The sequence below is a fragment of the Vibrio sp. D3 genome (assembly GCF_043995865.1).
Lineage (GTDB): Bacteria > Pseudomonadota > Gammaproteobacteria > Enterobacterales > Vibrionaceae > Vibrio > Vibrio diabolicus.
This window is the reverse complement of the sequence record NZ_CP171887.1, coordinates 367,134-387,404: the sequence shown is the minus strand read 5'-3', so window position 1 is coordinate 387,404 and position 20,271 is coordinate 367,134. Positions and strand designations below refer to the sequence as shown.

18 protein-coding genes are annotated in these 20,271 nt (G+C 45.5%); 10 read left to right on the top strand and 8 right to left on the bottom strand.

The features are described 5' to 3' along the window. Positions 1 to 68 precede the first annotated feature (68 nt). Positions 69 to 641 carry a helix-turn-helix domain-containing protein gene (locus ACHFJ9_RS09880; protein WP_274012640.1) on the top strand — a complete coding sequence of 191 codons (573 nt, stop codon included), beginning with the start codon at positions 69 to 71 and terminating at the stop codon, positions 639 to 641. A 94-nt stretch (positions 642 to 735) separates the two neighbouring features. Here ACHFJ9_RS09880 and ACHFJ9_RS09875 read toward each other — a convergent pair whose 3' ends face one another. The 3 genes from ACHFJ9_RS09875 to ACHFJ9_RS09865 form a co-directional block, all read right to left on the bottom strand. After that, a complete protein-coding gene (locus ACHFJ9_RS09875; RefSeq protein WP_274012642.1) occupies positions 736 to 909 on the bottom strand; it encodes a hypothetical protein in 174 nt (57 codons plus the stop codon). A gap of 70 nt (positions 910 to 979) precedes the next feature. Next, positions 980 to 1,354: a hypothetical protein gene (locus tag ACHFJ9_RS09870; RefSeq protein WP_069538470.1), complete on the bottom strand. Its 375-nt coding sequence runs from the start codon at positions 1,352 to 1,354 to the stop codon at positions 980 to 982. A 95-nt stretch (positions 1,355 to 1,449) separates the two neighbouring features. Further along, a complete protein-coding gene (locus tag ACHFJ9_RS09865; RefSeq protein ID WP_237307250.1) occupies positions 1,450 to 1,920 on the bottom strand; it encodes a hypothetical protein in 471 nt (156 codons plus the stop codon). Positions 1,921 to 2,584: 664 nt separating this feature from the next. Between ACHFJ9_RS09865 and ACHFJ9_RS09860 the strand changes: the two genes are divergently transcribed. Then, a complete protein-coding gene (locus ACHFJ9_RS09860; RefSeq protein ID WP_395356674.1) occupies positions 2,585 to 3,388 on the top strand; it encodes a MetQ/NlpA family ABC transporter substrate-binding protein in 804 nt (267 codons plus the stop codon). Positions 3,389 to 3,481: 93 nt separating this feature from the next. Here ACHFJ9_RS09860 and ACHFJ9_RS09855 read toward each other — a convergent pair whose 3' ends face one another. Beyond that, positions 3,482 to 3,757, bottom strand: coding sequence for a hypothetical protein (locus ACHFJ9_RS09855; RefSeq protein ID WP_048626615.1), 276 nt, complete (start codon positions 3,755 to 3,757; stop codon positions 3,482 to 3,484). Between the two features lie 229 nt (positions 3,758 to 3,986). Between ACHFJ9_RS09855 and ACHFJ9_RS09850 the strand changes: the two genes are divergently transcribed. Beyond that, on the top strand, positions 3,987 to 5,036 hold the full coding sequence (locus tag ACHFJ9_RS09850) for a DUF4382 domain-containing protein (RefSeq protein ID WP_395356672.1): 1,050 nt from the start codon (positions 3,987 to 3,989) through the stop codon (positions 5,034 to 5,036). Between the two features lie 53 nt (positions 5,037 to 5,089). Here the strand turns inward: ACHFJ9_RS09850 and ACHFJ9_RS09845 are convergent, their stop codons facing one another. Continuing rightward, positions 5,090 to 5,809, bottom strand: a complete 720-nt coding sequence (locus ACHFJ9_RS09845; RefSeq protein ID WP_006742751.1) for an SIMPL domain-containing protein — start codon at positions 5,807 to 5,809, stop codon at positions 5,090 to 5,092. Positions 5,810 to 5,972: 163 nt separating this feature from the next. On the opposite strand from ACHFJ9_RS09845, the gene ACHFJ9_RS09840 reads away from it, so the two are divergent. From ACHFJ9_RS09840 to dhaR, 6 genes are all read left to right on the top strand, one after another. After that, positions 5,973 to 6,239, top strand: a complete 267-nt coding sequence (locus tag ACHFJ9_RS09840) for a hypothetical protein (protein ID WP_041852999.1) — start codon at positions 5,973 to 5,975, stop codon at positions 6,237 to 6,239. A 136-nt stretch (positions 6,240 to 6,375) separates the two neighbouring features. Next, the gene (locus tag ACHFJ9_RS09835) at positions 6,376 to 8,124 is read left to right on the top strand and encodes a GNAT family N-acyltransferase (RefSeq protein ID WP_317387686.1); all 1,749 of its coding nucleotides are present in this window, start codon (positions 6,376 to 6,378) and stop codon (positions 8,122 to 8,124) included. A 603-nt stretch (positions 8,125 to 8,727) separates the two neighbouring features. Further along, positions 8,728 to 10,680: a PTS mannitol transporter subunit IICBA gene (locus tag ACHFJ9_RS09830; protein ID WP_053809441.1), complete on the top strand. Its 1,953-nt coding sequence runs from the start codon at positions 8,728 to 8,730 to the stop codon at positions 10,678 to 10,680. A gap of 112 nt (positions 10,681 to 10,792) precedes the next feature. After that, positions 10,793 to 11,941, top strand: coding sequence for a mannitol-1-phosphate 5-dehydrogenase (locus tag ACHFJ9_RS09825; protein ID WP_395356669.1), 1,149 nt, complete (start codon positions 10,793 to 10,795; stop codon positions 11,939 to 11,941). A 57-nt stretch (positions 11,942 to 11,998) separates the two neighbouring features. Continuing rightward, positions 11,999 to 12,529 carry an MltR family transcriptional regulator gene (locus ACHFJ9_RS09820; protein WP_395356667.1) on the top strand — a complete coding sequence of 177 codons (531 nt, stop codon included), beginning with the start codon at positions 11,999 to 12,001 and terminating at the stop codon, positions 12,527 to 12,529. A 148-nt stretch (positions 12,530 to 12,677) separates the two neighbouring features. After that, complete coding sequence (gene dhaR, locus ACHFJ9_RS09815; RefSeq protein ID WP_104969038.1) at positions 12,678 to 14,603, top strand: dihydroxyacetone kinase operon transcriptional regulator DhaR; 1,926 nt, start codon at positions 12,678 to 12,680, stop codon at positions 14,601 to 14,603. Positions 14,604 to 14,683: 80 nt separating this feature from the next. Here dhaR and ptsP read toward each other — a convergent pair whose 3' ends face one another. From ptsP to dhaK, 3 genes are read right to left on the bottom strand one after another with little or no spacing between them, the layout of a single operon-like run. Beyond that, positions 14,684 to 17,083 (bottom strand): phosphoenolpyruvate--protein phosphotransferase, encoded by a 2,400-nt coding sequence (ptsP, locus tag ACHFJ9_RS09810; protein WP_395356664.1) that lies wholly within the window; start codon positions 17,081 to 17,083, stop codon positions 14,684 to 14,686. Between the two features lies 1 nt (position 17,084). Next, positions 17,085 to 17,720: a dihydroxyacetone kinase subunit DhaL gene (dhaL, locus tag ACHFJ9_RS09805; protein WP_005379705.1), complete on the bottom strand. Its 636-nt coding sequence runs from the start codon at positions 17,718 to 17,720 to the stop codon at positions 17,085 to 17,087. A 15-nt stretch (positions 17,721 to 17,735) separates the two neighbouring features. Then, a complete protein-coding gene (gene dhaK / locus ACHFJ9_RS09800; protein WP_268845375.1) occupies positions 17,736 to 18,794 on the bottom strand; it encodes a dihydroxyacetone kinase subunit DhaK in 1,059 nt (352 codons plus the stop codon). Between the two features lie 353 nt (positions 18,795 to 19,147). Between dhaK and ACHFJ9_RS09795 the strand changes: the two genes are divergently transcribed. After that, positions 19,148 to 20,230 (top strand): glycerol dehydrogenase, encoded by a 1,083-nt coding sequence (locus tag ACHFJ9_RS09795; RefSeq protein ID WP_005487429.1) that lies wholly within the window; start codon positions 19,148 to 19,150, stop codon positions 20,228 to 20,230. Positions 20,231 to 20,271: the final 41 nt, after the last annotated feature.

Genomic DNA, 20,271 nt, shown 5'->3' with positions numbered 1-20,271 from the left:
TGGGTTTTGGATACTGTTTGATAGTGGTAAGATTTGCCCATTCAATATCGACGAGAAAGGTCCCAGATATGGCGAAAGTAAAATCCACAAAGCTAACGACATGGTCGTCAGTTTGCTCTTTGCTATTTAGGCAACTACGGTTGTATGGCCCCGATTTCATCCTCTCTGGCGGCGACAAAAGCACAATCAATCCGGACAACAAATCCAGTCAGGAAGCCATAGCAAAAAAGCTTAAGATCACTAAAGCAGCCTACTCAAAAATTGAAAACGCGGACGTGGTTATCAATGTCTTTCATATCAGCAACATATGCCCGATCTATGGAATTTCTGTCGTGGACTTTATGGGGATGGTTGAACAAGAGGTAAGACGTCTAGAAGACGAGGGTATAAAGGTAGAAAAAGGCAAGGTTCCATTCCGCGCGGACAATATTCGATGGCTCGAAAAGCTTAAAGAAAAGGCTTCTGCTAAATTCAACTCCAAAGTCAGAGAACTCAAAAAAAGTGGTTTATATTCAGCGTATGACGACGAAGAACTTGAAGCCCTTAAAAATGAGTGTAAACAGCTTGCCTATGAAGAGATTGAAGAAAAACAAAGCCTTGAAGATGCCATGAAGGAATACGAAGAATCGAAAAGAAAATAGTTTTTTTTTACTTGGCGCGACGGCGGCGGTTGTCGTCGCTGTCGAGCTACCCCAAAAAAAGCAGAGGTTATCCCCTGCTCTCCTAGCTTGTCCGTCAATCATCTATAACCTCGTCGGCGACAACACCAATTATGAGGCCAGCTATACCACCGATTAGTACCCCATATGGACCATACCTAGCCCCAATAGCAGCACCAATTTTCGCTGCACGAATACCTGTGTTCTTTTTGGATTGGGATGATGATTGTGAAAAGGTTTTGCTTTGCATGTTTGCTCCTTCGGGAAGTGAAGAAGAGCAATACCTATCGATACTGCCCTTAGTGATTTAATGTCCCAAGTTACTTAACTGAATCGCATAGATGATTTGCGAAGCTACGAGTCATCATCTGACTTTGGTACTGGTTATTTAGCTTCAATGTATTGAGCCAGAACTCTTCCCCATCAACTTCGAATTGCATAAATGCTTTCTGCTCTTGATTGCGGAAATTCACATCACCTTCAATATCCACGAAGATTCGACCCGATTTGGTTTTACCTGATTTCCATGTTTCATTGGTGAATGCCGAGTCGATCATGTCCCCTATTGCGTAAGGGCAACCATCTGGGCTGCCTTCTTTAATTGTCTGGATTGCATCATCTGTATCCGAACTAAATAGACCTGCTGATGCACCAAAGCTAGCTAGAACTAACGCACTGATTAGTAGTTTTTTCATTACTACATTTCCTTATTAGATTTACTGATTGAAGAATTTGATAGTGATTGCTGTCGGCGGCGTCGGTACGACGTCAGCGACGATAAATGGAAGGGTTATTTTGTTTTCTTGTCTGCGAGCGCTAATAGCTCTGCTTTTAGTTGTTGGTATTCGTCGCCTAGCACGTGAAGATAAATTGATGATTCGGACTTTTTGGCTAGACCTAAGTCTCTAACTATTGAGGCACAGAAACCTTGGTTATTGGCTGAACCTGAAGGATATAGGGATTTATAGACCTGACTTTTCCACGGGTTATCACCTTGAGATTCGATCAACTGGAATAGTTCGTTAAGTGGAACCCAGTGTTTTGAATGCAATCCTGCCCCACCACTTTGTCCGGCAATTCGAAAATAGAGCTGCTTGTCCTCATTATGTTGAGCAATTTCATAGAGGATTTTTCCTTGGGCCTTTGCTCCTAGTTTGGGTGCTTCACCTGTTTCGAGAATGGTAGAGAATGGATTGCCTTCTGGCGTGGCTTTAGATGTATCAACTCCTGCATTCTTCCTGCTGTTTTTGGCTTGGTTCATAGAAACTCCTTTATTTCATTGAGCTAGAAATAAGAAAGCCCCTACCGGACGAATCCAGTAAGGGCTCTTACAATTCAATAATATAAATTCGTTTTGCTGCTTGTTACGCCTAGGGGTTTTTTCCTGTCTTTTCCGGTACTGTTCCTGTCTTTCCAACACAGTTTTCTACATTTTCTCGACGGTGGCGGCGGTGATATAGGTTCGGCGGATTTCCCATCGGCGACGTCAGTAAAATCATGTGGGTAATCAGGTGATGTGATTTTGCTGGTGGATTTCGGAGTGATTTGGGGCAGGGTTTCTATGTTGATTGTGCGGTGAGATTACGTCAGACCTTCGCTCATAATCGATTGGTCCGCAGTTCAAGTCTGCGAGGGGCCACCAAATTTCGAAAGGCGTAGCAGGTTAGTACCTACTACGCCTTTTTTGTGTCTGCTGACTTTGGGTACAGTTGTGGGTGTAGTAATTCGTTGCTCATCTCATCAACAACTTCAAACTTATTACCTTCCTCGGTTCTACCCCCTCTTTCTTTTCGCTTATTACCAAGCTTTCTATATAGTCGTAGAAACAAAATGTCTGCTCGCTATTTAAACCATTGACCCTTTTTCGACTTCTGATAGGATGGACATGTAAACGTATGGACGTCTAAAATAAAAATGGAGTTACAATGAAAAGTATTCGTCACCTAAAGAAACTAGCTTTGGTTTTCACGGCAGTAGTTGGCTTAAGTGCTTGTGGAGAAAAAGATGGCTCTATCATAAAAGTGGGAGCAACCGTAGGGCCTCATGCTCAAGTAGTTGAAGCAGTAGCTAAGGAAGCAGCGAAGCAAGGCTTGAATGTAGAAGTCATCGAGTTTTCTGATTACGTGACACCCAATGCCGCGCTTAGTGATGGTAGCATCGACATTAACAGCTATCAGCACCAACCATTTTTAGACAACTTCAACAATAGTCATGACGCCCAATTAGTGTCGATTGGTCAATCCATTCTGATGCGCATGGGGCTTTATTCTAACAAGTATCGCTCATTACAAGAGCTTCCAAACAATGCACGCATAGCAATTCCAAACGATCCAACTAATGGTGGTCGTGGTCTATTGCTACTCGCCGACGCAGGTTTAATTGAGCTTAAACAAGGAGTTGGACACAAAGCCGCCCTAACTGATATTACAAAAAATGCAAAGTCGTTTGAATTTGTCGAGGTAGATGCCGCCCAGTTACCACGAACATTGGATGATGTAGACGCGGCTGCGATCACAATGAACTACGTAATGTCTTCTGGTTTAGACCCGAAGAAACAAAGTATCTATCTTGAAGCAAAAGACGCACCGCTGGCCGTCATGGTCATCGCTACTCGTGACGCAGACAAAAATAATGAAGCGTATAAAAAGTTCGTTTCTATTTACCAATCTCAAGCAATTCGTGATTATCTCGATCGTACGTTCAAAGGCACAATAGAAGCAGCTTTTTAATCAATAAAGCAACGAATACTTTGCTCACTAATCAGATAGGAAAGAGGCTGATGTTTCTCATAGCCTCTTCTTTTCACTCCCCACTCAATCGGCTTATTGTCGACTTTCAGCCTCTAATCTCATTGCTAAATAAGCTTGGTCCGCAGAAACCAATTCAGGGCGGTTAATCAACTTCCAAAGGAAGTATGGTGGGATTAAAAATACGACAAAGTAGAGAGATTCATGGAAGAATACATCGGCTATCGCTTGCTGATGCTCCCAGAGTGCCGTCAGTGCAAAGAGCTCTAACATCACACCTAAAACACCAAAGACGACAGAAACAACAATCGCTAAACCCAGTAGTTCTCTAATAAAGTGCTTGTATGCCATGATACTAATTCCTTCTAGCAGTAAGTCATACTAACTTACGCTCATAAGAAACAAGCCAGCTTGACTATTATCAAACTCCCCTCATCACAGTTAAGAACTTAGTTTTATAAAAAAGGACTTGTATATAACGCCATTGAAGATTGACCTCTCTATCACAATACAATGACATCATTTCTCGACTTTGAGACTAGCCTTTTACATTTATCAGCAGTGTAAACAAGAGGTCATAATGAAAAAATATACCTACCCTTTACTTGCCATCTCAGGCGGTCTTTTATTGACGGGCTGTGGTAGCGACGACTCTTCATCCGATACAGAAGCAGCCACTTTTTCTCTCAGCGTTTCCGATGCGCCTGTCGACGATGCCAACAAAGTCGTCTTAGCGTTTAAAGATGTTGTCCTTGTACCATTTGACCCAGAAACTGGCGAACAAACTGGAGAACATATTCTGTTAGATGTTAGTGACAATGGAGCACTACACCAAGTTGATCTAATGGAATATCAGGGAAGTAACGCTAAAACGATCATTAGCGAGCAAGACATCGCTCCTGGTGATTATGCTATGTGTGTGTACGCTAAAGACGGCAAACAATTAAACGATACAACGCTGTCATACGTAGAGAAGACAGACGGCAACATCAAAGGCTTAGTTGTGCCTAGCCGAGGCAGCTGTTTTGGTTTTAAACCAGATACGAGCGATCAAGGTCGCTTGAAGTTTTCGCAAAAAGGTCAGTATGTAAAAGTTCATACTGGTCATAATAGCTATGTTGTCGAGTTTGATTTGCGTAAAGGCCTGGCAGATCCAACAGGCAAAGATTACATGAACATGAACTCTAATGCGGTAAGCTTAGTAAACGCATCAGAATCAGGTCATATCGGTGGTGAACTCAGTGAAATTCAGTATCAAGCGTGTGAAGCAGACAGTGCAGCATCAAATGCAATAAATGACGTTCCTGCCGTTCACTCAGTCTATCTTTACGCAGGTTCGATGGATCGCTCAACCATGGGCGATATGGCCGCGATGGAACCACTCCAAGCGCCAGTTGCAGTAGCTAACGTGAATGAGTCGCAAGACGAAGAAGGTAATACAACCTACAGCTACGAGTTTGGTTACATTGGCCCAGGCACCTACAGTATTGGGTACACCTGTACCGCGTATGTTGATACACCAGATAACCATGAAACATCAGAAGATGGCTTCCTGATTTATCAACATTACACACCTGTTGATGTGGTCGAAGGTGAGCTTACAGAGCAAGATATTAATCCTATCTTATAGCTCTCATCTTATCGAAAGCCGCTCACACGATGAGCGGCTTTTTGACTATTATTTTAATCCGATAAGTAATACTGAACGGTTGAGACCACTCGTACTTTCTTAATGTAAGGCGTGTTGCTATCTCGGTCATAAATCGAGAACTGCCCTTGCGTGGCACGTTTGATCTTACCCAGTGAACTCTGTGAGTCTTTGGCAAACTTTTGCGCCACTTCTCGGGCGTTTTTGGTCGCCTCTTCAATCATGTCTGGCTTTACATCATTCAGCTTAGTAAAGCTGTACTCAATGCGGTTCGCGTACGGGTCCTGATTCAGCAGTACGCCTTGTTTTCCTAGCTCACCAATCTCATTAATTGCCGCTCGAACCACATCGACACTTTGACTATAAACCGTAACGGTCCGCGAGGCTAAATAACGAAACTCGATATCTTGCTCACTCCCGTATTGCTGTGCTTTTCGGTCAATGACAGCAGGAGAAGAAAGGGAAACGCTCGTTTCAGGGAGCCCTTTGGCACTTAAGAAATCCAGAATCAAACGCGTTTGCTGATCGATGTCATCAAACATAGCCCCCATATCATTACTCGCTAAGGTGAACTGAATTGGCCAGATCACTGTATCGGCAGAGTACTCTCGTTCAGACAATCCCTTCACCGTTACCACTCGCTCATAGGCTTTGTATTTGACTGCTGTTTGCTGAATAAAAAAGCCCAATACTCCTAAACCAATTATCAGACACAGCCCGAGCCATATTGACGCTCTATTGGAAATCTTCTCCATTCATCCTCCTAATTTCGCCAAAAGTAACAATTCGTCGTATCGATAACATAGCTCAACTATGGCCAGAAAATGGCGACCTAAAGCCAAGTTTTTGTCATGTCGTTCGAAATGGTGAATAAAACAAATTACAATTGAACGGTGTTTTATTGTGGTTTTTAAGATTATGCTGAAAATAAAATGGCTGGTAGTTCTGAGCGGATTATTTGTCTCAACGGCTTGTTTGAGTACAGACGACTTAGTAATGGATGACAACTCAACACAAGAACCCCAAGCGGGTATGTGCGATGAAGATCAATGCGAAGGGAAACGCTTTGATGGTCGCATTCTGCTAGATAATGAGCCGACCAAACAGGTCTTGAGCTCACTAGAAAGTCTCGGTGAAACGCTCAACTCTCTGAGTATCCTGATGTTTGCTGGCGACAAAACGTAACGCTAATACGTCCCTATCCCCTCGCCTTTGGTCAACAAAGCTTCACCAGTTTGTCACCAAAGGCTCATGGATTTGCCTCTGAACTGTCATCTGTAATTTCTACTATCCGATCAGCCACTTGTATGCTGAGGTAAATATGGATAGTTCAACCCCTTTTCGTCTCCCTCGTAAAACGCCGTTCGGTATTGGTGAAAACGTTGCAGAATGGGCAACGGGTTTAAGTCAGCTCGATAAATTCTACGCCCAACGCCCCGTGAATGCGGATACCAAAACTTTCTTGCGATTTACGCTGGATATTTTGGGGATCGACTATCGCATTGCCCATGGTTCGCTCGACGCAGTGCCAAAGCAAGGCGCAACCGTCATTGTGGCGAATCACCCTCTCGGTTGTGTTGAAGGCGTGATTCTCGCCGAGCTACTATTGATGATACGAGACGATATCCAAATTTTAGCGAATCAGTACCTAAAAACCGTACCAGAGCTCGACCAACTTTTTATTGGTGTCGACGTATTCGAAGGCAAAGACGCCGTCAAATCGAATATGAAGGCCCTCAGAGCAGCCAACAAACACCTTGCGAATGGCGGCTTGTTATTGGTTTTCCCTGCGGGTGAAGTGTCGCAGTTAGTGGATGCCAAACAACAGCGTTTAGAAGACAAAGAATGGAGCCGCAGTGTCAGTGCGTTAATTCGTAAGAACAAAGCCGCCACTGTTCCCGTCTTCATTCGTGGGCAGAACTCAAAACGCTTCTACATGGCAGGTAAAATCCACCCTCTTTTACGCACCTTGATGTTAGGAAGAGAGCTGCTCAACAAGAGCGCAAAAACCATTGAGTTGTCCTTTGGGCAAGCAATCAAGTTTAAAGAACTCAATAACCTCAATGATGATCAGATCGTCAATTATCTGAGGCTTAACACCTACCTGCTTAACCGCGATGTAAGTGCCACTCAGCAAACGGTCTCAGACAATGCTCTCTTACCTATTGCGGCAGGGTTACCCATAGGCCAATTGCTTGAAGAGCTGCACAGCTTACCGTCAGAAACCCAATTGCTTCAAAGTGGTGAGTTCGACGTATATTGCGCCAGCGCGCAGCAGATCCCATCTCTCCTGCATGAAATTGGCCGCTTGCGAGAACATAATTTCCGACAGGTTGGCGAAGGGACCGGGCAAGCAATAGACATTGACCATTTCGATCATGATTACCTGCACCTATTTGTGTGGGATCGTGAGAACCAATGCATGGTAGGTGCTTACCGTCTTGGATTAGTTGATCAATTATTGGCGAAATATGGCGTAGAAGGATTGTATTCGCGCACATTGTTCAACTATGACCAACGCTTTCTCGATCAAATGGGTAAGTCGATTGAAATGGGTCGTTCTGTGATTGCCGAGCAATATCAAAAAAGCATGAGTGCCCTACTCTTACTCTGGAAAGGCATAGCGACTTTTGTCCATCAACATCCCGAATACACGCACTTATTTGGCCCAGTGAGCATCAGCAACGATTACAGCCATACCGCGCGTCAGTTGCTGGCACAATCGATGACCCTACACCACTACGACAACGACTGCGCCGAATACGTCACTCCGTCAAACCCACTGCCAGAAACCAACTTAAACTGGAATACCAGCATGCTAACCGCATTGGGAGATTTACAGTTGCTATCTCGCGTGATCGCTCGAATTGACGAAGGCAAAGGCGTCCCGGTATTACTGCGCCAATATTTGAGTTTGAATGGTAAGTTGGTGTGTTTTAACGTCGATCCGGCGTTTAACAACGCACTGGATGGATTGATTATGGTGGATTTACGCGATGTGCCTGAGAAAACGCTTGCACGTTACATGGGCAGTGGAAACGCGCGCGAGTATTTAGCTCTGAACCATTAACCGTCGTCGGAGGTATCGCGCTGCTCAAAATCGCTCTAAACAACACAACGCGAGCAGCGTGATGCGTTATTTACCCATAAGACATTAAAAACAAAGTGTTTAGTTAAACTCATCGCAAAAAGGCCTGTCATCTCAAGCTTTAATCCACAAAACGCCAACATCGCACAAACGTTCACGTTATAAACTTTCACAAAACCTCAAAATGGCCATAGATCACATTTTCAATCAAACCTAACGTCAAACAAAATGTGACACTGATCATCTCGAGTATTTAATTTGAATTGAAAAAGAAATTAAAGGTGATCTTAATCACAATGAATTTTGATTTTATATTTGTCAGAAGATCGAATTGATCACTAATATTTTTATTGACAGATTTGAAAGTCATTTTTTGTTATTAAGTTACATATCAATTAATTGATCATCATCACTTAAAAAATGCTTTTCATCCGAAGAAATGCGGGGGTTGATCACGAAAAACCCGTCGTCAGTTCCAATTGGAAAATGTGTGGTAAATTGATTGGGTACTAAGCAATCAAACAAGCGGTTTTGGCGAACCGTTTACGACAACATATTCATCAGAACATCGAACGGGGAATTGTTATGATATCACCAGATGCCAAGATCAAGATACAAAATTTTGGTCGTTTTCTGTCAAACATGGTAATGCCTAACATCGGCGCGTTTATCGCGTGGGGCTTTATCACTGCTCTATTTATCCCAACCGGATGGCTACCAAATGAGACGTTAGCTTCCATGGTTGGTCCTATGATCACTTACTTGCTGCCACTACTGATCGGTTACACCGGTGGTAAATTAGTGGGCGGCGATCGCGGCGCGGTCGTTGGTGCAATCACAACCATGGGTGTGATTGTCGGTACCGACATCCCAATGTTTATGGGCGCGATGATGGTTGGCCCAATGGGTGGCTGGGCAATCAAAAAATTCGATAACTACATCGACGGTAAAGTAAAAAGCGGCTTCGAGATGTTGGTCAACAACTTCTCTGCGGGCATCATCGGTATGCTGTGCGCCATTCTGGCTTTCTTCCTTATCGGCCCATTTGTCAAAGTGCTTTCAGGCGCATTGGCAGCTGGCGTAAACTTCCTTGTTTCAGCGCACCTTCTGCCACTGACTTCTATTTTTGTTGAGCCAGCGAAGATCCTGTTCCTAAATAACGCGATCAACCACGGCATCTTCTCTCCACTGGGTATTCAGCAAGCGTCTGAAACTGGTCAATCGATCTTCTTCTTGATCGAAGCGAACCCAGGTCCGGGCTTGGGTATCCTGCTGGCTTACATGGTGTTTGGTAAAGGTACGGCTCGTCAAACTGCAGGTGGTGCATCAATCATCCATTTCTTCGGCGGTATCCACGAGATTTACTTCCCATACATCCTAATGAACCCTCGCCTAATCCTTGCGGCTATCGCAGGCGGTATGACTGGCGTATTTGTTCTAACTTTGTTTAACGCAGGTATCGTTTCTCCAGCATCACCAGGTTCAATCTTTGCAATCTTGTTGATGACTCAGAAAGGTTCAATCGTTGGTGTACTAGCGTCTATCGCAGCGGCAACAGGCGTGTCATTCGCCGTAGCAGCACTGCTAATGAAGACACAAACGTCAACAGAAGAAGACGGTGATGAAGCAGCACTAGAGAAAGCAACATCACAAATGAAAGACATGAAATCTGCATCTAAAAACGATGCGGTGGTAAACAGCCAAAGCAAAGGTGACGTAGACCTAGCGACAGTACAAAGCATCATTGTCGCGTGTGATGCGGGCATGGGCTCGAGTGCAATGGGCGCGAGCATGCTACGTAAAAAGGTTAAAGACGCAGGTCTGAACATCCACGTAACCAACCTTGCTATTAACAGCTTACCAGAGAGTGCAGATATCGTGATTACTCATAAAGACTTAACAGATCGTGCACGTAAGCATGCTCCAAATGCACACCACATTTCATTGACTAACTTCCTAGACAGCGAAATGTACAACCAGCTAGTCACCAAGTTACTGGCAGCACAAAACCAATCCGCAGCCAATGACGACCAAATGGTAAAAGTGTCAGTCATGGCGGCGAACGACGACTGCTTTGAGCCACAGCAGCCATCGGTTTTCCAAATCCAGCGTGAGAACATTCACCTAGGTTTGAAAGCAGCCAACAAAGAAGAAGCCATTCGCTTTGCAGGCAACAAATTGGTTGAACTTGGCTACGCAGAACCAGAATACGTAGACGCCATGTTTGAGCGTGAAGCGTTGGTTCCAACTTACCTTGGCGAGTCTATCGCGGTTCCTCATGGCACCGTAGAAGCGAAAGACCGCGTGAAGAAAACCGGCATTGTAATCTGCCAATACCCATCGGGTATCCAATTTACTGAAGATGACGACGATGTCGCGAAACTGGTTATCGGCATTGCCGCTAAGAACGATGAGCACATCCAGGTGATCACAACCATTACGAACGCGCTCGATGAGCCGGAAGCAATTGAGAAGCTAACCAGCACCAACGATGTAGAAGAAATTCTAAACATCCTTGGCGGCCAGCAAGCGGCTTAATCACTCCTTTAATTTGCTCCTGAGGCAAACGAGGTCAGCAGTCACCCCCTATGCGGTTGGCCTCACCCTAGTTTCGTAAGTCAACATTTTCAGATATTGGTAGGTAAGAATTATGAAAAACGCAGTTCATTTTGGTGCAGGTAACATCGGTCGTGGTTTCATCGGTAAACTCTTAGCAGACGCAGAAGTCGAGGTCACTTTCGCTGACGTTGATGTACCGCTAGTAGACCAGCTCAGCCACAAACAAGAATACAAAGTAAAAGTGGTCGGTACTAAGTGTCAAATCGACACCGTTACCCATGTCACAGCGGTAAACTCAGCCAGTGAAGACGTGATTGATCGCATCGTCAAAACCGATTTAGTCACCACAGCAGTTGGTCCAAACGTATTAGACATCATCGCGAAAACCATCGCGAAAGGTATCGCCAAACGTTTTGAAGCTGGCAATGACGCGCCACTTAACATCATCGCCTGTGAAAATATGGTGCGTGGCACAACGCACCTAAAAGGTGAAGTGTACAAACACTTGGATGAATCACTGCACGCAAAGGCAGACGAGTTGGTTGGCTTTGTTGATTCAGCGGTAGATCGCATCGTGCCACCAGCAGAAGCGGCGAACGATGACCCACTAGAAGTGACGGTAGAAAGCTTTAGCGAATGGATTGTCGATGAGCAGCAATTCAAGGGCGAAATCCCTGACATAGCTGGCATGGAAAGAACCAACAACCTAATGGCCTTTGTCGAACGTAAGCTGTTCACCCTAAACACAGGTCACTGTATTACCGCTTATTTAGGCTGTTTGAAAGGCCATCGCACCATTCGTGAAGCAATTGAAGACCCAAGCATTCATGCTGAAGTAAAACAAGCAATGCACGAAAGCGGAGAAGTACTGATCAAGCGCTACGGTTTTGATCGCGACATGCACAACGCTTACATCGAAAAGATCCTAGGACGCTTTGCCAACCCATATTTAGTGGATGAAGTGGATCGCGTTGGACGACAACCAATTCGTAAATTGGGTGCAAATGATAGATTAGTGAAGCCATTACTCGGTACAATCGAGTATGGCACTGAAAATCAAACACTTTTGAAAGGGATCGCGGCAGCGTTGAAATACACCAACGACACCGACCCACAAGCGGTGGAACTACAAACCTCATTAAAAGCCGTGGGCGTAAAGAAAACGCTAGCAACGTACACTGGCCTGGCTGAAGACAGTGTTGAAGTGGCTCAAATCGAAGTGATTTACCACCAGCTTTAATCGAATCAAGGGGAGCTCTGCTCCCCATAAATATAATTTTAAACAGTTACTCAGTATATGGCAGATAACATCAACGAAACCGAGATCATTGAACGATTAAACAGCGCGCCATCGGTACGAGGCTTCTTTATTGCAGCAGTCGATGTGTTCAACGATTCCATCGACGGGCTAATACAAAGGATCTTTCGTAAAGATAACTTCGCCGTGCAATCGGTTGTTGGTCCCCTACTGCAAGACTCCGGACCGCTGGGCGAGCTCTCCGTTCGTTTGAAACTCCTATTTGGCTTAGGCGTACTCCCAGACGATATTTATCATGATATTGAAGACATCATTAAGCTTAAAAACCGACTCAATAGCGATGCATCGGACTACGAGTTCACTGATCCAAATATTCTAGAGCCAATCAAAAAGCTGCATCTGGTAAAGAAAATGGGCATGGTGCAATTAGAAGTCAACGAACCTGATGACGACATCGACCTTGAGTTTTATCAACTCCAACTTCAACGCCAGCAACAAATAATAAAATCAGGTCTCTCGCTCGCCATTGTCGAAATTTGCAATGAACTGGGCAAGGACAGCCCTTTTTAACCCAACCTCCGGCAAGGAACGCCTTCTCTACTAGCCTCTTTTCTTTGCGTATCCTTTCTGTATGACGTGCGTGAAAGCCATCACAGTCCATATTCGTATGTCTCTGTAATATCAGACCAATCTATCGCTGGTATTGAAACGGTATGGCATGCTTTCAATCGAAGACACTAAAACCAAATGGGCGTTTTTCCAGAAACACCATTGGGTATCTCCAGAATTTTCCCGCACTCCCGTACTTGAGTCGTGGGAGCGTTGCATAAAGCAATGCAGTCCTTACACCTGGTCAAAGCCACATATTGCCTCTGGCTTTACCTTCTCATCTCTGATGAAACGCAACGAGCACCTCATCGAATGCGCCACGACCGTACTTGAAGACACTTACGACATGCTAGGAGACGAAGACCTGCTATTGATGGTAACTGATGGCAACGGCTGCGTTCTTTCCGTTGTGGGACATGACTCAATGCAACAAGAGATGCAGGTACTCGGCATTAAACAAGGCTGTTTTCTATCTGAAGGAAAAATTGGCACAAATGCGGTCAATCTTTGTATTAGTACTCATATCCCGTGTGAAGTATTCGCAGCAGAACATTTCAATCGCCACTTACATTCTTATGCCTCTGTAGCAGCACCTGTTTTCGACCAATTTGGCAAGTTACGCGGCACAACATGCCTTCTCAAAAAAGCAGAGAGCTATAAGAAAGAAAACTTGGTCATCATCGCGTCGAGCGCGAAAGAAGTCAGTTTGCAAATCCATATTCAGTCGGAACAAGAAAACATTAACCGCCTCACTTGTGCGCACAACGCAACGTTAGAATGCATGGATGATGGCCTTCTGGCCTGGGATGAAGAAAGCCGTATCACGATGGTAAATCATCAATCAGAGCGCTTGTTAAACATTGAAGCCAGTCAGGTCTTGGATAAAGAAGTCTTTTCTGTTTTACGCTTCCCGCCAAATGTCCTCAATAGTATTGAGTCGGGTGCAAGCATCAACCGAAAACTCACAACGGTAGAGGTTCGTGGAGAGTTTGTTGAGGCAATCATTACCTTGCGTCCACTCAACGACGGCACACACTTATTGTTTTTGCACCCTATCGATAAAATTCGCGAACTTGCTCAACAACAAATAGGTGGCAGTGCGCGCTATACGTTCAGTACTTTGCCTGTTATTTCACGAAAAATGAAGCATGTCATTACCGTGGCAAAACGGGCCATAAAGTCCAAATCACCGATTCTAATTACAGGTGAAGAAGGTGTAGGAAAAGCCACTCTCGCCATGGCGATTCATAACGAAAGCACCTACAAAGAAGGGCCGTTCATTACGCTCAACTGCCGCTCCATCAATACAGAGCAACTGGTCAAAGAAACCCTGGGATACGACGAGGGACAAGGCATGCCCTCTAAGTTTGAACTCGCCCATGGCGGTACGCTCTTTTTGGAAAAGGTGGAATATCTGTCGCCCGATTTACAAGCCGTGCTACTTAAGTTGTTAAAAACTGGGCTCGTCAGCCGCAGCGACAGTTTGCGATTAATCCCCGTAGACTTTCAACTTATTACGAGCACCGCTTCAGAGATCAGCGAGTATGTCACTCAGCGCTCATTTGGTCGGCAACTTTATTATGAAATCTCCTCGAACGAGCTGCATATTCCACCACTACGAAAGCGTAAAGAAGACATTGAATTTCTCGTCCAGCAGCTTATCAGCCATTATGAACGCCGACACAATGTGACGATCTCGATAGAGCCAGTCGCACTGGAAGCGTTGATGAATTTTCGTTGGTCAGGCAACAACTCTGAATTAAGAAACCGAACTGAGCGAATTTTGCTGAACCGCAGTTCCAACTTAATCAAGCTGAACGATATTCCTGAAGACATTAAACTGAATTCTCGCCATACCGCAGAAAATACGCCAGTAATCACGTTAGAAGAAGCCGAGAGAAGAGCTATCGTTCAGGCTTGGAATCAGTGTGATGGCAAAATGCATGATATGGCGAAAGCATTGCAAATTGGCCGCACGACCTTATGGAGAAAAATTAATAAGTTTGGGCTGCAGGAGCAAATGAAGCTGTATTAAGCCAAGAAGTGGCGTTCCTATAACAAAAGTAAGACCGGCGTAAGCACGCCGGTATAGATGTACTAACGACAAGATGTCGATTAAACATCAACAGACAACTGACGAATCTGCGCTTTTAGTCCCGGTAGCAGACTCGAACTGGCGCTGAATTTTTGTAACCCAACACGAAGTAATGTTTCTGTGGCATTTGGATCGCCTGCCATCTCACCGCACATACTGACCGGTATGCCCGCGCGATCGCCTGCTGCACAAGTGAGTTCAATGGCTTTTAGTACCGATGGCTCAAAGTAGTTCACCAATTCAGCAACGGCGGCGTTGCCTCGATCGGCAGCCATAACATATTGAGTCAAATCATTGGTGCCAATAGAGAAAAAGTCGACTTCTTGTGCTAAAGCATCAGCATTCAACACCGCGGCTGGTACTTCAATCATAATACCGACAGGTAAATGAGTCGCATCCAAGCCAAGTTGGTTTGCTTGATGTGCCAACAGCGCTTTTACTTTTCTCACTTCTTCAACCTGGGCCACCATCGGTATCATCAATTGAATATTCGGTTGCTCGTGAAAGGCTCTCAGAATGGCTCGAAGTTGGGCGGTAAACAATGACTCATGTTGAAGGCACAACCGCACCCCTCTCAAACCTAAAAATGGATTATCTTCCGCTGGCATAGGGTAAGCGGCTAAAGGCTTATCACCGCCAACGTCTAGACTACGAATCGTAAGTGGCTTATCACCAAGTGCGGCGGCAATATCACGATACACTTGGTATTGCGCTTCCTCAGTCGGCAACTCATCACTGTTTTGAAACAGAAACTCAGTCCGGAATAGACCAACCCCCTCAGCTCCTGATGTTAGTGCATCATCAATATCTTTCGGTCCACCAATATTGGCGAATACTGGAATATGGACGCCATCACAGGTGACTGCGGCTTGCTGAGCACTCGCTAGCGCACTTTGTCGGGAGTTTTGCCACTCAATTTGCTGAGCTTCTAATTCCTGTTGTATGGCATCTGAAGGAGAGAACCATAAATGCCCTCGAAAGCCATCAATAGTCACCACTTGACCAGCACGCACAGCATCAAGGCAGCCCTGAGCTTTAACGATGGCAGGAATCCCCATCGCACGAGCAAGAATCGCACTGTGAGAGGTTTTCCCTCCCTCACTCAAACAGATACCAAGCACTTTCGATTTATCAAGCCCGGCCACATCAGAAGGCATCAGGTCGCGGGCCAACAAAATACTCGGTTCCTGAATGTCGATGGCATTAGGCGTTACGCCTGTCATTTCGACCATAACTTGGCGTGCGATATCATGCACATCTGCTTCGCGCTCCCGCATGTACTGACTTTCTGCCTGGCGAAACTCTTCGGCCAACGTTTGCAGTGATTCTATCCAAGCTTGCTCGGCTATCATGCCCGTTTGAATTCGCGCCTCGACCGATGCCCATAATTCTGGGTCACTGAGCATCATGCTATGAGCAGAAAATATTTCCCCTTTCGGCTGCTTCGCTTGCTCCTGCAAATGTTGAACAACCACGCCTATCGCACGCTTAACCCGTTCAATTTCATCTTGTTCACTTTGGAAATCACGTTCAGGCACTGCTGGCATTTCATGAGTAAAAAGGACAACTGGAGCAGTAGCGATACCGTCATTGACTCGAATACCAACAACAGCACCTTCAATCTGATTTGAGGCCATGCCATCGAGCAAAGTATCCGTGCACTCTTCAGATTCGGTAATGCCTTGCTCAACCGCCTCTTTTTCTCCGAAGTGCTCACTAGCTAAGGCTTCAAATGCCTTGATTGCTTCACTGGATTGAGAGCCGAGTGCGCACAGCGTGATCGTCTCTTGGCTACGAACACCAAGTTTCGCAATGCTGTTTAAGCTTTTCGCGTTCACACGGAGCTCGCCTTTTTTCAACCATAATTGGCAGTCAAAAGGCGCGAGTGCACCAACAATGGCCGCAGCGGGACGAGCATGTAATCCATGCGGATTTTGCACTACCCAATCAAATGTCCGCTCGTGTTCAAAGTTCTCTGATACTGGCGCTATCTCAGCGGATGTTAGTGGCTGATCACCAAGGTGCTCTCGTTTTACGCTTAACGCATTCTGTGCCTCTTCAACTACCGTCGATAAAGGTAGTCCGGCAGCAGCAGCCACCGACGCCGCCATGGCTCCTTCAACAATAGGGGCCGAGATAAGGGTGACATTTTCCCTCACATGATCATCAATCAGATCCAGAGCCATTTCCGTACTAAGCAACGCGCTGCCAAGATCCATCAATACAACAACCCCTTGTTGATCATGTACCTGCTCAATCGCTTCCATCACGGCAATGGCATCAGTTCCGATCGGGTTCTCTGGATCATCAATCCCAGCCGCAATCGCAAGCTTGGCTTTGCCTTGCGTCATTTGGGTGGCAAGTTCGGCCACCCCTTCTGCAAGGCGACGACTATGAGATACAACTACAATTCCCACCATCTTAATTACCTGCTATTGCCTGCTGTAACGCTTTAATCATTAACAGAGAAGAGGTTGCACCGGGATCTTGGTGACCAATACTGCGTTCACCTAAATAGCTTGCTCGCCCTTTTTTCGCCAACATTTCAATCGTGGCAACCGCGTTCGTTTCTGCTAGCTCAACCATTTCATTCAATAAATGGTCAGCGCTCATACCATTTTCTAACGATGCCTTCACGCTAACTAAAACGGGTAACCAAACATCACACATGGTTTTATCACCCAGTTCCGCTTTACCACGAGACACCACACCATCCACACCGCTTTTTAGTGCATCCACTAACTCTTCAAACGTTAATTGCTCTCGAGTTCCGACAGCGGCAGCCGTGCGAATAAACAGCGTGCCATAAAGCGGGCCACTTGCCCCACCGACACTAGAAAGCAAGGTCATGCCCGTATTCTTGAGAATGCTGCCGATATTTTGGTCCGCAAATTGTGGCAGTTTTTCAGCAACTTTTTTAAAGCCGCGGTTCATATTGAGACCATGGTCTGCGTCACCAATATCACGATCAAGGTCGGTCAGAAAATCTTGATTCTCTTGATACGTTTTTGCACATAACTCTAGCCAGTGAACGATATGTTGTTTTTCAATTTGCATGTTTGCTCCCCCCTGTTACCACTTGATCGCAGCCGTATCGACAGGAGCATCAAACAGCTCCAACATCTCTTTATCTGCCTTCAGCAACGTAATTGAAACGCCTTCCATATCGAGTGACGTACAGAAGTTACCGACCATATTCCGCACGATACGGAACCCCGCTTGCTCGCAGTTATGGGCAAGACGGCGGTACACTCCGTAAAGCTCTGAAGTTGGCGTACCACCCATACCATTCACCATCACGATGTAGTCGTGCTCAGCGGCGAAAGGCTCAATGCTGGATTCCACTTCATCCCATTCACCTTCGTCACGATTCCAAATACGCAATGTGCGCTGATAAGGCATGTTTTCAGCAACTTCAGCAAACATTTCATCCACTAACGTATCGGCGTCGGTGTATTTCACTCGCTTGATACCTGGTTCACCATGGATACCAACACCAAACTCAACTTCATCATCTTCCAGAACAAAAGATGGTTTACCTGCTGCGGGCACAACACAAGCATTAAGCGCCACGCCAAATGAACGACAGTGATTATTCACGCGACGAGCCAGCGCTTCACATTGCTCCAACGAATAACCTTTGTTCGCGGCAGCCCCAACTAACTTTTCAACCAATACCGTTCCGGCAACGCCACGGCGACCAGCGGTGTATAGGCTGTCTTTGACTGCAACATCGTCATCCACCAACACCGACCCAACTTTGATACCATCGGTATGAAGCAGCTCCACAGCCGTTTCAAAGTTCAACACATCACCGGTGTAGTTTTTAATGATAAACAGCACACCCTCACCAGTATTCACTTGGTTACCACATTCGTACATTTGATCTGGCGTAGGTGAAGTAAATACCTCTCCTGGGCAGGCGCCTGTCAGCATACCTTTACCAATAAAGCCTGCGTGCAAAGGTTCATGACCACAGCCACCACCAGAAACCAGTGCCACTTGCCCCGGAGTTTCCTCATGCCACATGTAACGAGGTTCGTAGTTAGCTTTTAACTCAGGGCGGGACAATGCCAGGCCCTCCATTTGCTGCAATACAACATCATCGACTTGGTTAATTAACTTTTTCATCGTTCTATCTCATTCCATTTATATTTTTATGTAGGGTATGAATTCATCTTAAACAGAGAAAAAACGTGCTCAACAAAAATCAATCCGTTTCATATTGAAACAACGACTTCGGAATTTTCGTTTCAATATGAAACGAAAAACGACAGATTCGCTTGAATAGTGATCGGCGCCATAAAGCATGCTGATGCTTATTACTTCTGACAGTCGGTTTGACACAGAGGTCATAAAAGCATGGAACAAAACCAGAGATATCCTTCACCACCTACCACACCAAACCTAATATAAACCTTATCCCTACAATGGATATTCATTGCAGTCCAAAACACACATAAAAAAGGTTAAAGGTTTGAATTATGGACAAAATTATTATCAGCCCAAGCAAATACGTCCAAGGTGAACAAGTACTTACATCTATCGCTCACTATGTGAAAACATTAGGTGAACGTCCGTTAGTCATTGCCGATGAGTTCGTGACTAACCTGGTTGGTGATGACGTCAAACAAAGCTTTGCTGACGAGAAGCTTCCACTCACTATGAACATTTTTGGTGGCGAATGTTCGCGCGTTGAGATTGAACGCATCACGGACATTTGTGCGACTCAAAAACATGATGTCATTGTCGGTATTGGTGGTGGTAAAACCTTAGATACAGCAAAGGCCGTTGCGTTTTACACCAAAATTCCTGTCGTGGTGGTTCCTACGATTGCCTCGACTGATGCGCCAACCTCTGCTCTTGCGGTGATATACACACCAGAAGGTGAATTTGCGGAATACTTGATGATCCCTAAAAACCCAGACATGGTCATAATGGATACATCAGTCATCGCCAAAGCCCCTGTTCGCTTACTTGTATCGGGGATGGGCGACGCGCTTTCCACCTACTTTGAAGCTCGTGCCAACATGACCTCTGGTAAGGCAACAATGGCCGGTGGGTTAGCGACGCGTTCAGCACAAGCGCTTGCGAAACTTTGCTATGAAACCTTGCTTGAAGATGGTTTAAAAGCAAAAGCTGCGGTAGAAAATGGTGTGAGCACCAAAGCGGTAGAAAATATTATTGAAGCCAATACATACCTAAGCGGTATCGGTTTTGAAAGCAGTGGCCTAGCAGGCGCTCACGCTATTCATAACGGCCTAACCAAGCTCGAAGAGTGTCACCATCTCTATCATGGTGAGAAAGTCGCGTTCGGCACGCTTGTTCAATTGGTGTTAGAAAACGCAGCGATGGAAGAGATTAATACGGTTCTCGCCTTCTGCCGATCTGTAGGTCTACCAACCAACTTATTTGATATGGGCGTTAAAGAGCTAAACCACGCTAAGTTGCGCGAGGTCGCCGAAGCCTCAACGGCCGAGGGAGAAACCATCCACAATATGCCATTCCCAGTGACGGCAGAAAATGTCTACTCTGCTATTCTAACCGCTCATCAACTGGGCCAATAACCCAAATAACTTCAAACGAGTTTGAGTCTCAAAAGGCAAGC

What these genes read in the sequence shown, in the direction of transcription:
- ACHFJ9_RS09850 (WP_395356672.1), top strand. Translation starts at nt 3,987, where the DNA reads ATGAAAAAATATACCTACCCTTTACTTGCCATCTCAGGCGGTCTTTTA.
- ACHFJ9_RS09825 (WP_395356669.1), top strand. Translation starts at nt 10,793, where the DNA reads ATGAAAAACGCAGTTCATTTTGGTGCAGGTAACATCGGTCGTGGTTTC.
- ACHFJ9_RS09835 (WP_317387686.1), top strand. Translation starts at nt 6,376, where the DNA reads ATGGATAGTTCAACCCCTTTTCGTCTCCCTCGTAAAACGCCGTTCGGT.
- ACHFJ9_RS09880 (WP_274012640.1), top strand. Translation starts at nt 69, where the DNA reads ATGGCGAAAGTAAAATCCACAAAGCTAACGACATGGTCGTCAGTTTGC.
- dhaR (WP_104969038.1), top strand. Translation starts at nt 12,678, where the DNA reads ATGCTTTCAATCGAAGACACTAAAACCAAATGGGCGTTTTTCCAGAAA.
- ptsP (WP_395356664.1), bottom strand. Translation starts at nt 17,083, where the DNA reads ATGGTGGGAATTGTAGTTGTATCTCATAGTCGTCGCCTTGCAGAAGGG.
- ACHFJ9_RS09795 (WP_005487429.1), top strand. Translation starts at nt 19,148, where the DNA reads ATGGACAAAATTATTATCAGCCCAAGCAAATACGTCCAAGGTGAACAA.
- ACHFJ9_RS09875 (WP_274012642.1), bottom strand. Translation starts at nt 909, where the DNA reads ATGCAAAGCAAAACCTTTTCACAATCATCATCCCAATCCAAAAAGAAC.
- ACHFJ9_RS09870 (WP_069538470.1), bottom strand. Translation starts at nt 1,354, where the DNA reads ATGAAAAAACTACTAATCAGTGCGTTAGTTCTAGCTAGCTTTGGTGCA.
- ACHFJ9_RS09860 (WP_395356674.1), top strand. Translation starts at nt 2,585, where the DNA reads ATGAAAAGTATTCGTCACCTAAAGAAACTAGCTTTGGTTTTCACGGCA.
- ACHFJ9_RS09845 (WP_006742751.1), bottom strand. Translation starts at nt 5,809, where the DNA reads ATGGAGAAGATTTCCAATAGAGCGTCAATATGGCTCGGGCTGTGTCTG.
- dhaL (WP_005379705.1), bottom strand. Translation starts at nt 17,720, where the DNA reads ATGCAAATTGAAAAACAACATATCGTTCACTGGCTAGAGTTATGTGCA.
- ACHFJ9_RS09830 (WP_053809441.1), top strand. Translation starts at nt 8,728, where the DNA reads ATGATATCACCAGATGCCAAGATCAAGATACAAAATTTTGGTCGTTTT.
- ACHFJ9_RS09865 (WP_237307250.1), bottom strand. Translation starts at nt 1,920, where the DNA reads ATGAACCAAGCCAAAAACAGCAGGAAGAATGCAGGAGTTGATACATCT.
- dhaK (WP_268845375.1), bottom strand. Translation starts at nt 18,794, where the DNA reads ATGAAAAAGTTAATTAACCAAGTCGATGATGTTGTATTGCAGCAAATG.
- ACHFJ9_RS09855 (WP_048626615.1), bottom strand. Translation starts at nt 3,757, where the DNA reads ATGGCATACAAGCACTTTATTAGAGAACTACTGGGTTTAGCGATTGTT.
- ACHFJ9_RS09820 (WP_395356667.1), top strand. Translation starts at nt 11,999, where the DNA reads ATGGCAGATAACATCAACGAAACCGAGATCATTGAACGATTAAACAGC.
- ACHFJ9_RS09840 (WP_041852999.1), top strand. Translation starts at nt 5,973, where the DNA reads ATGCTGAAAATAAAATGGCTGGTAGTTCTGAGCGGATTATTTGTCTCA.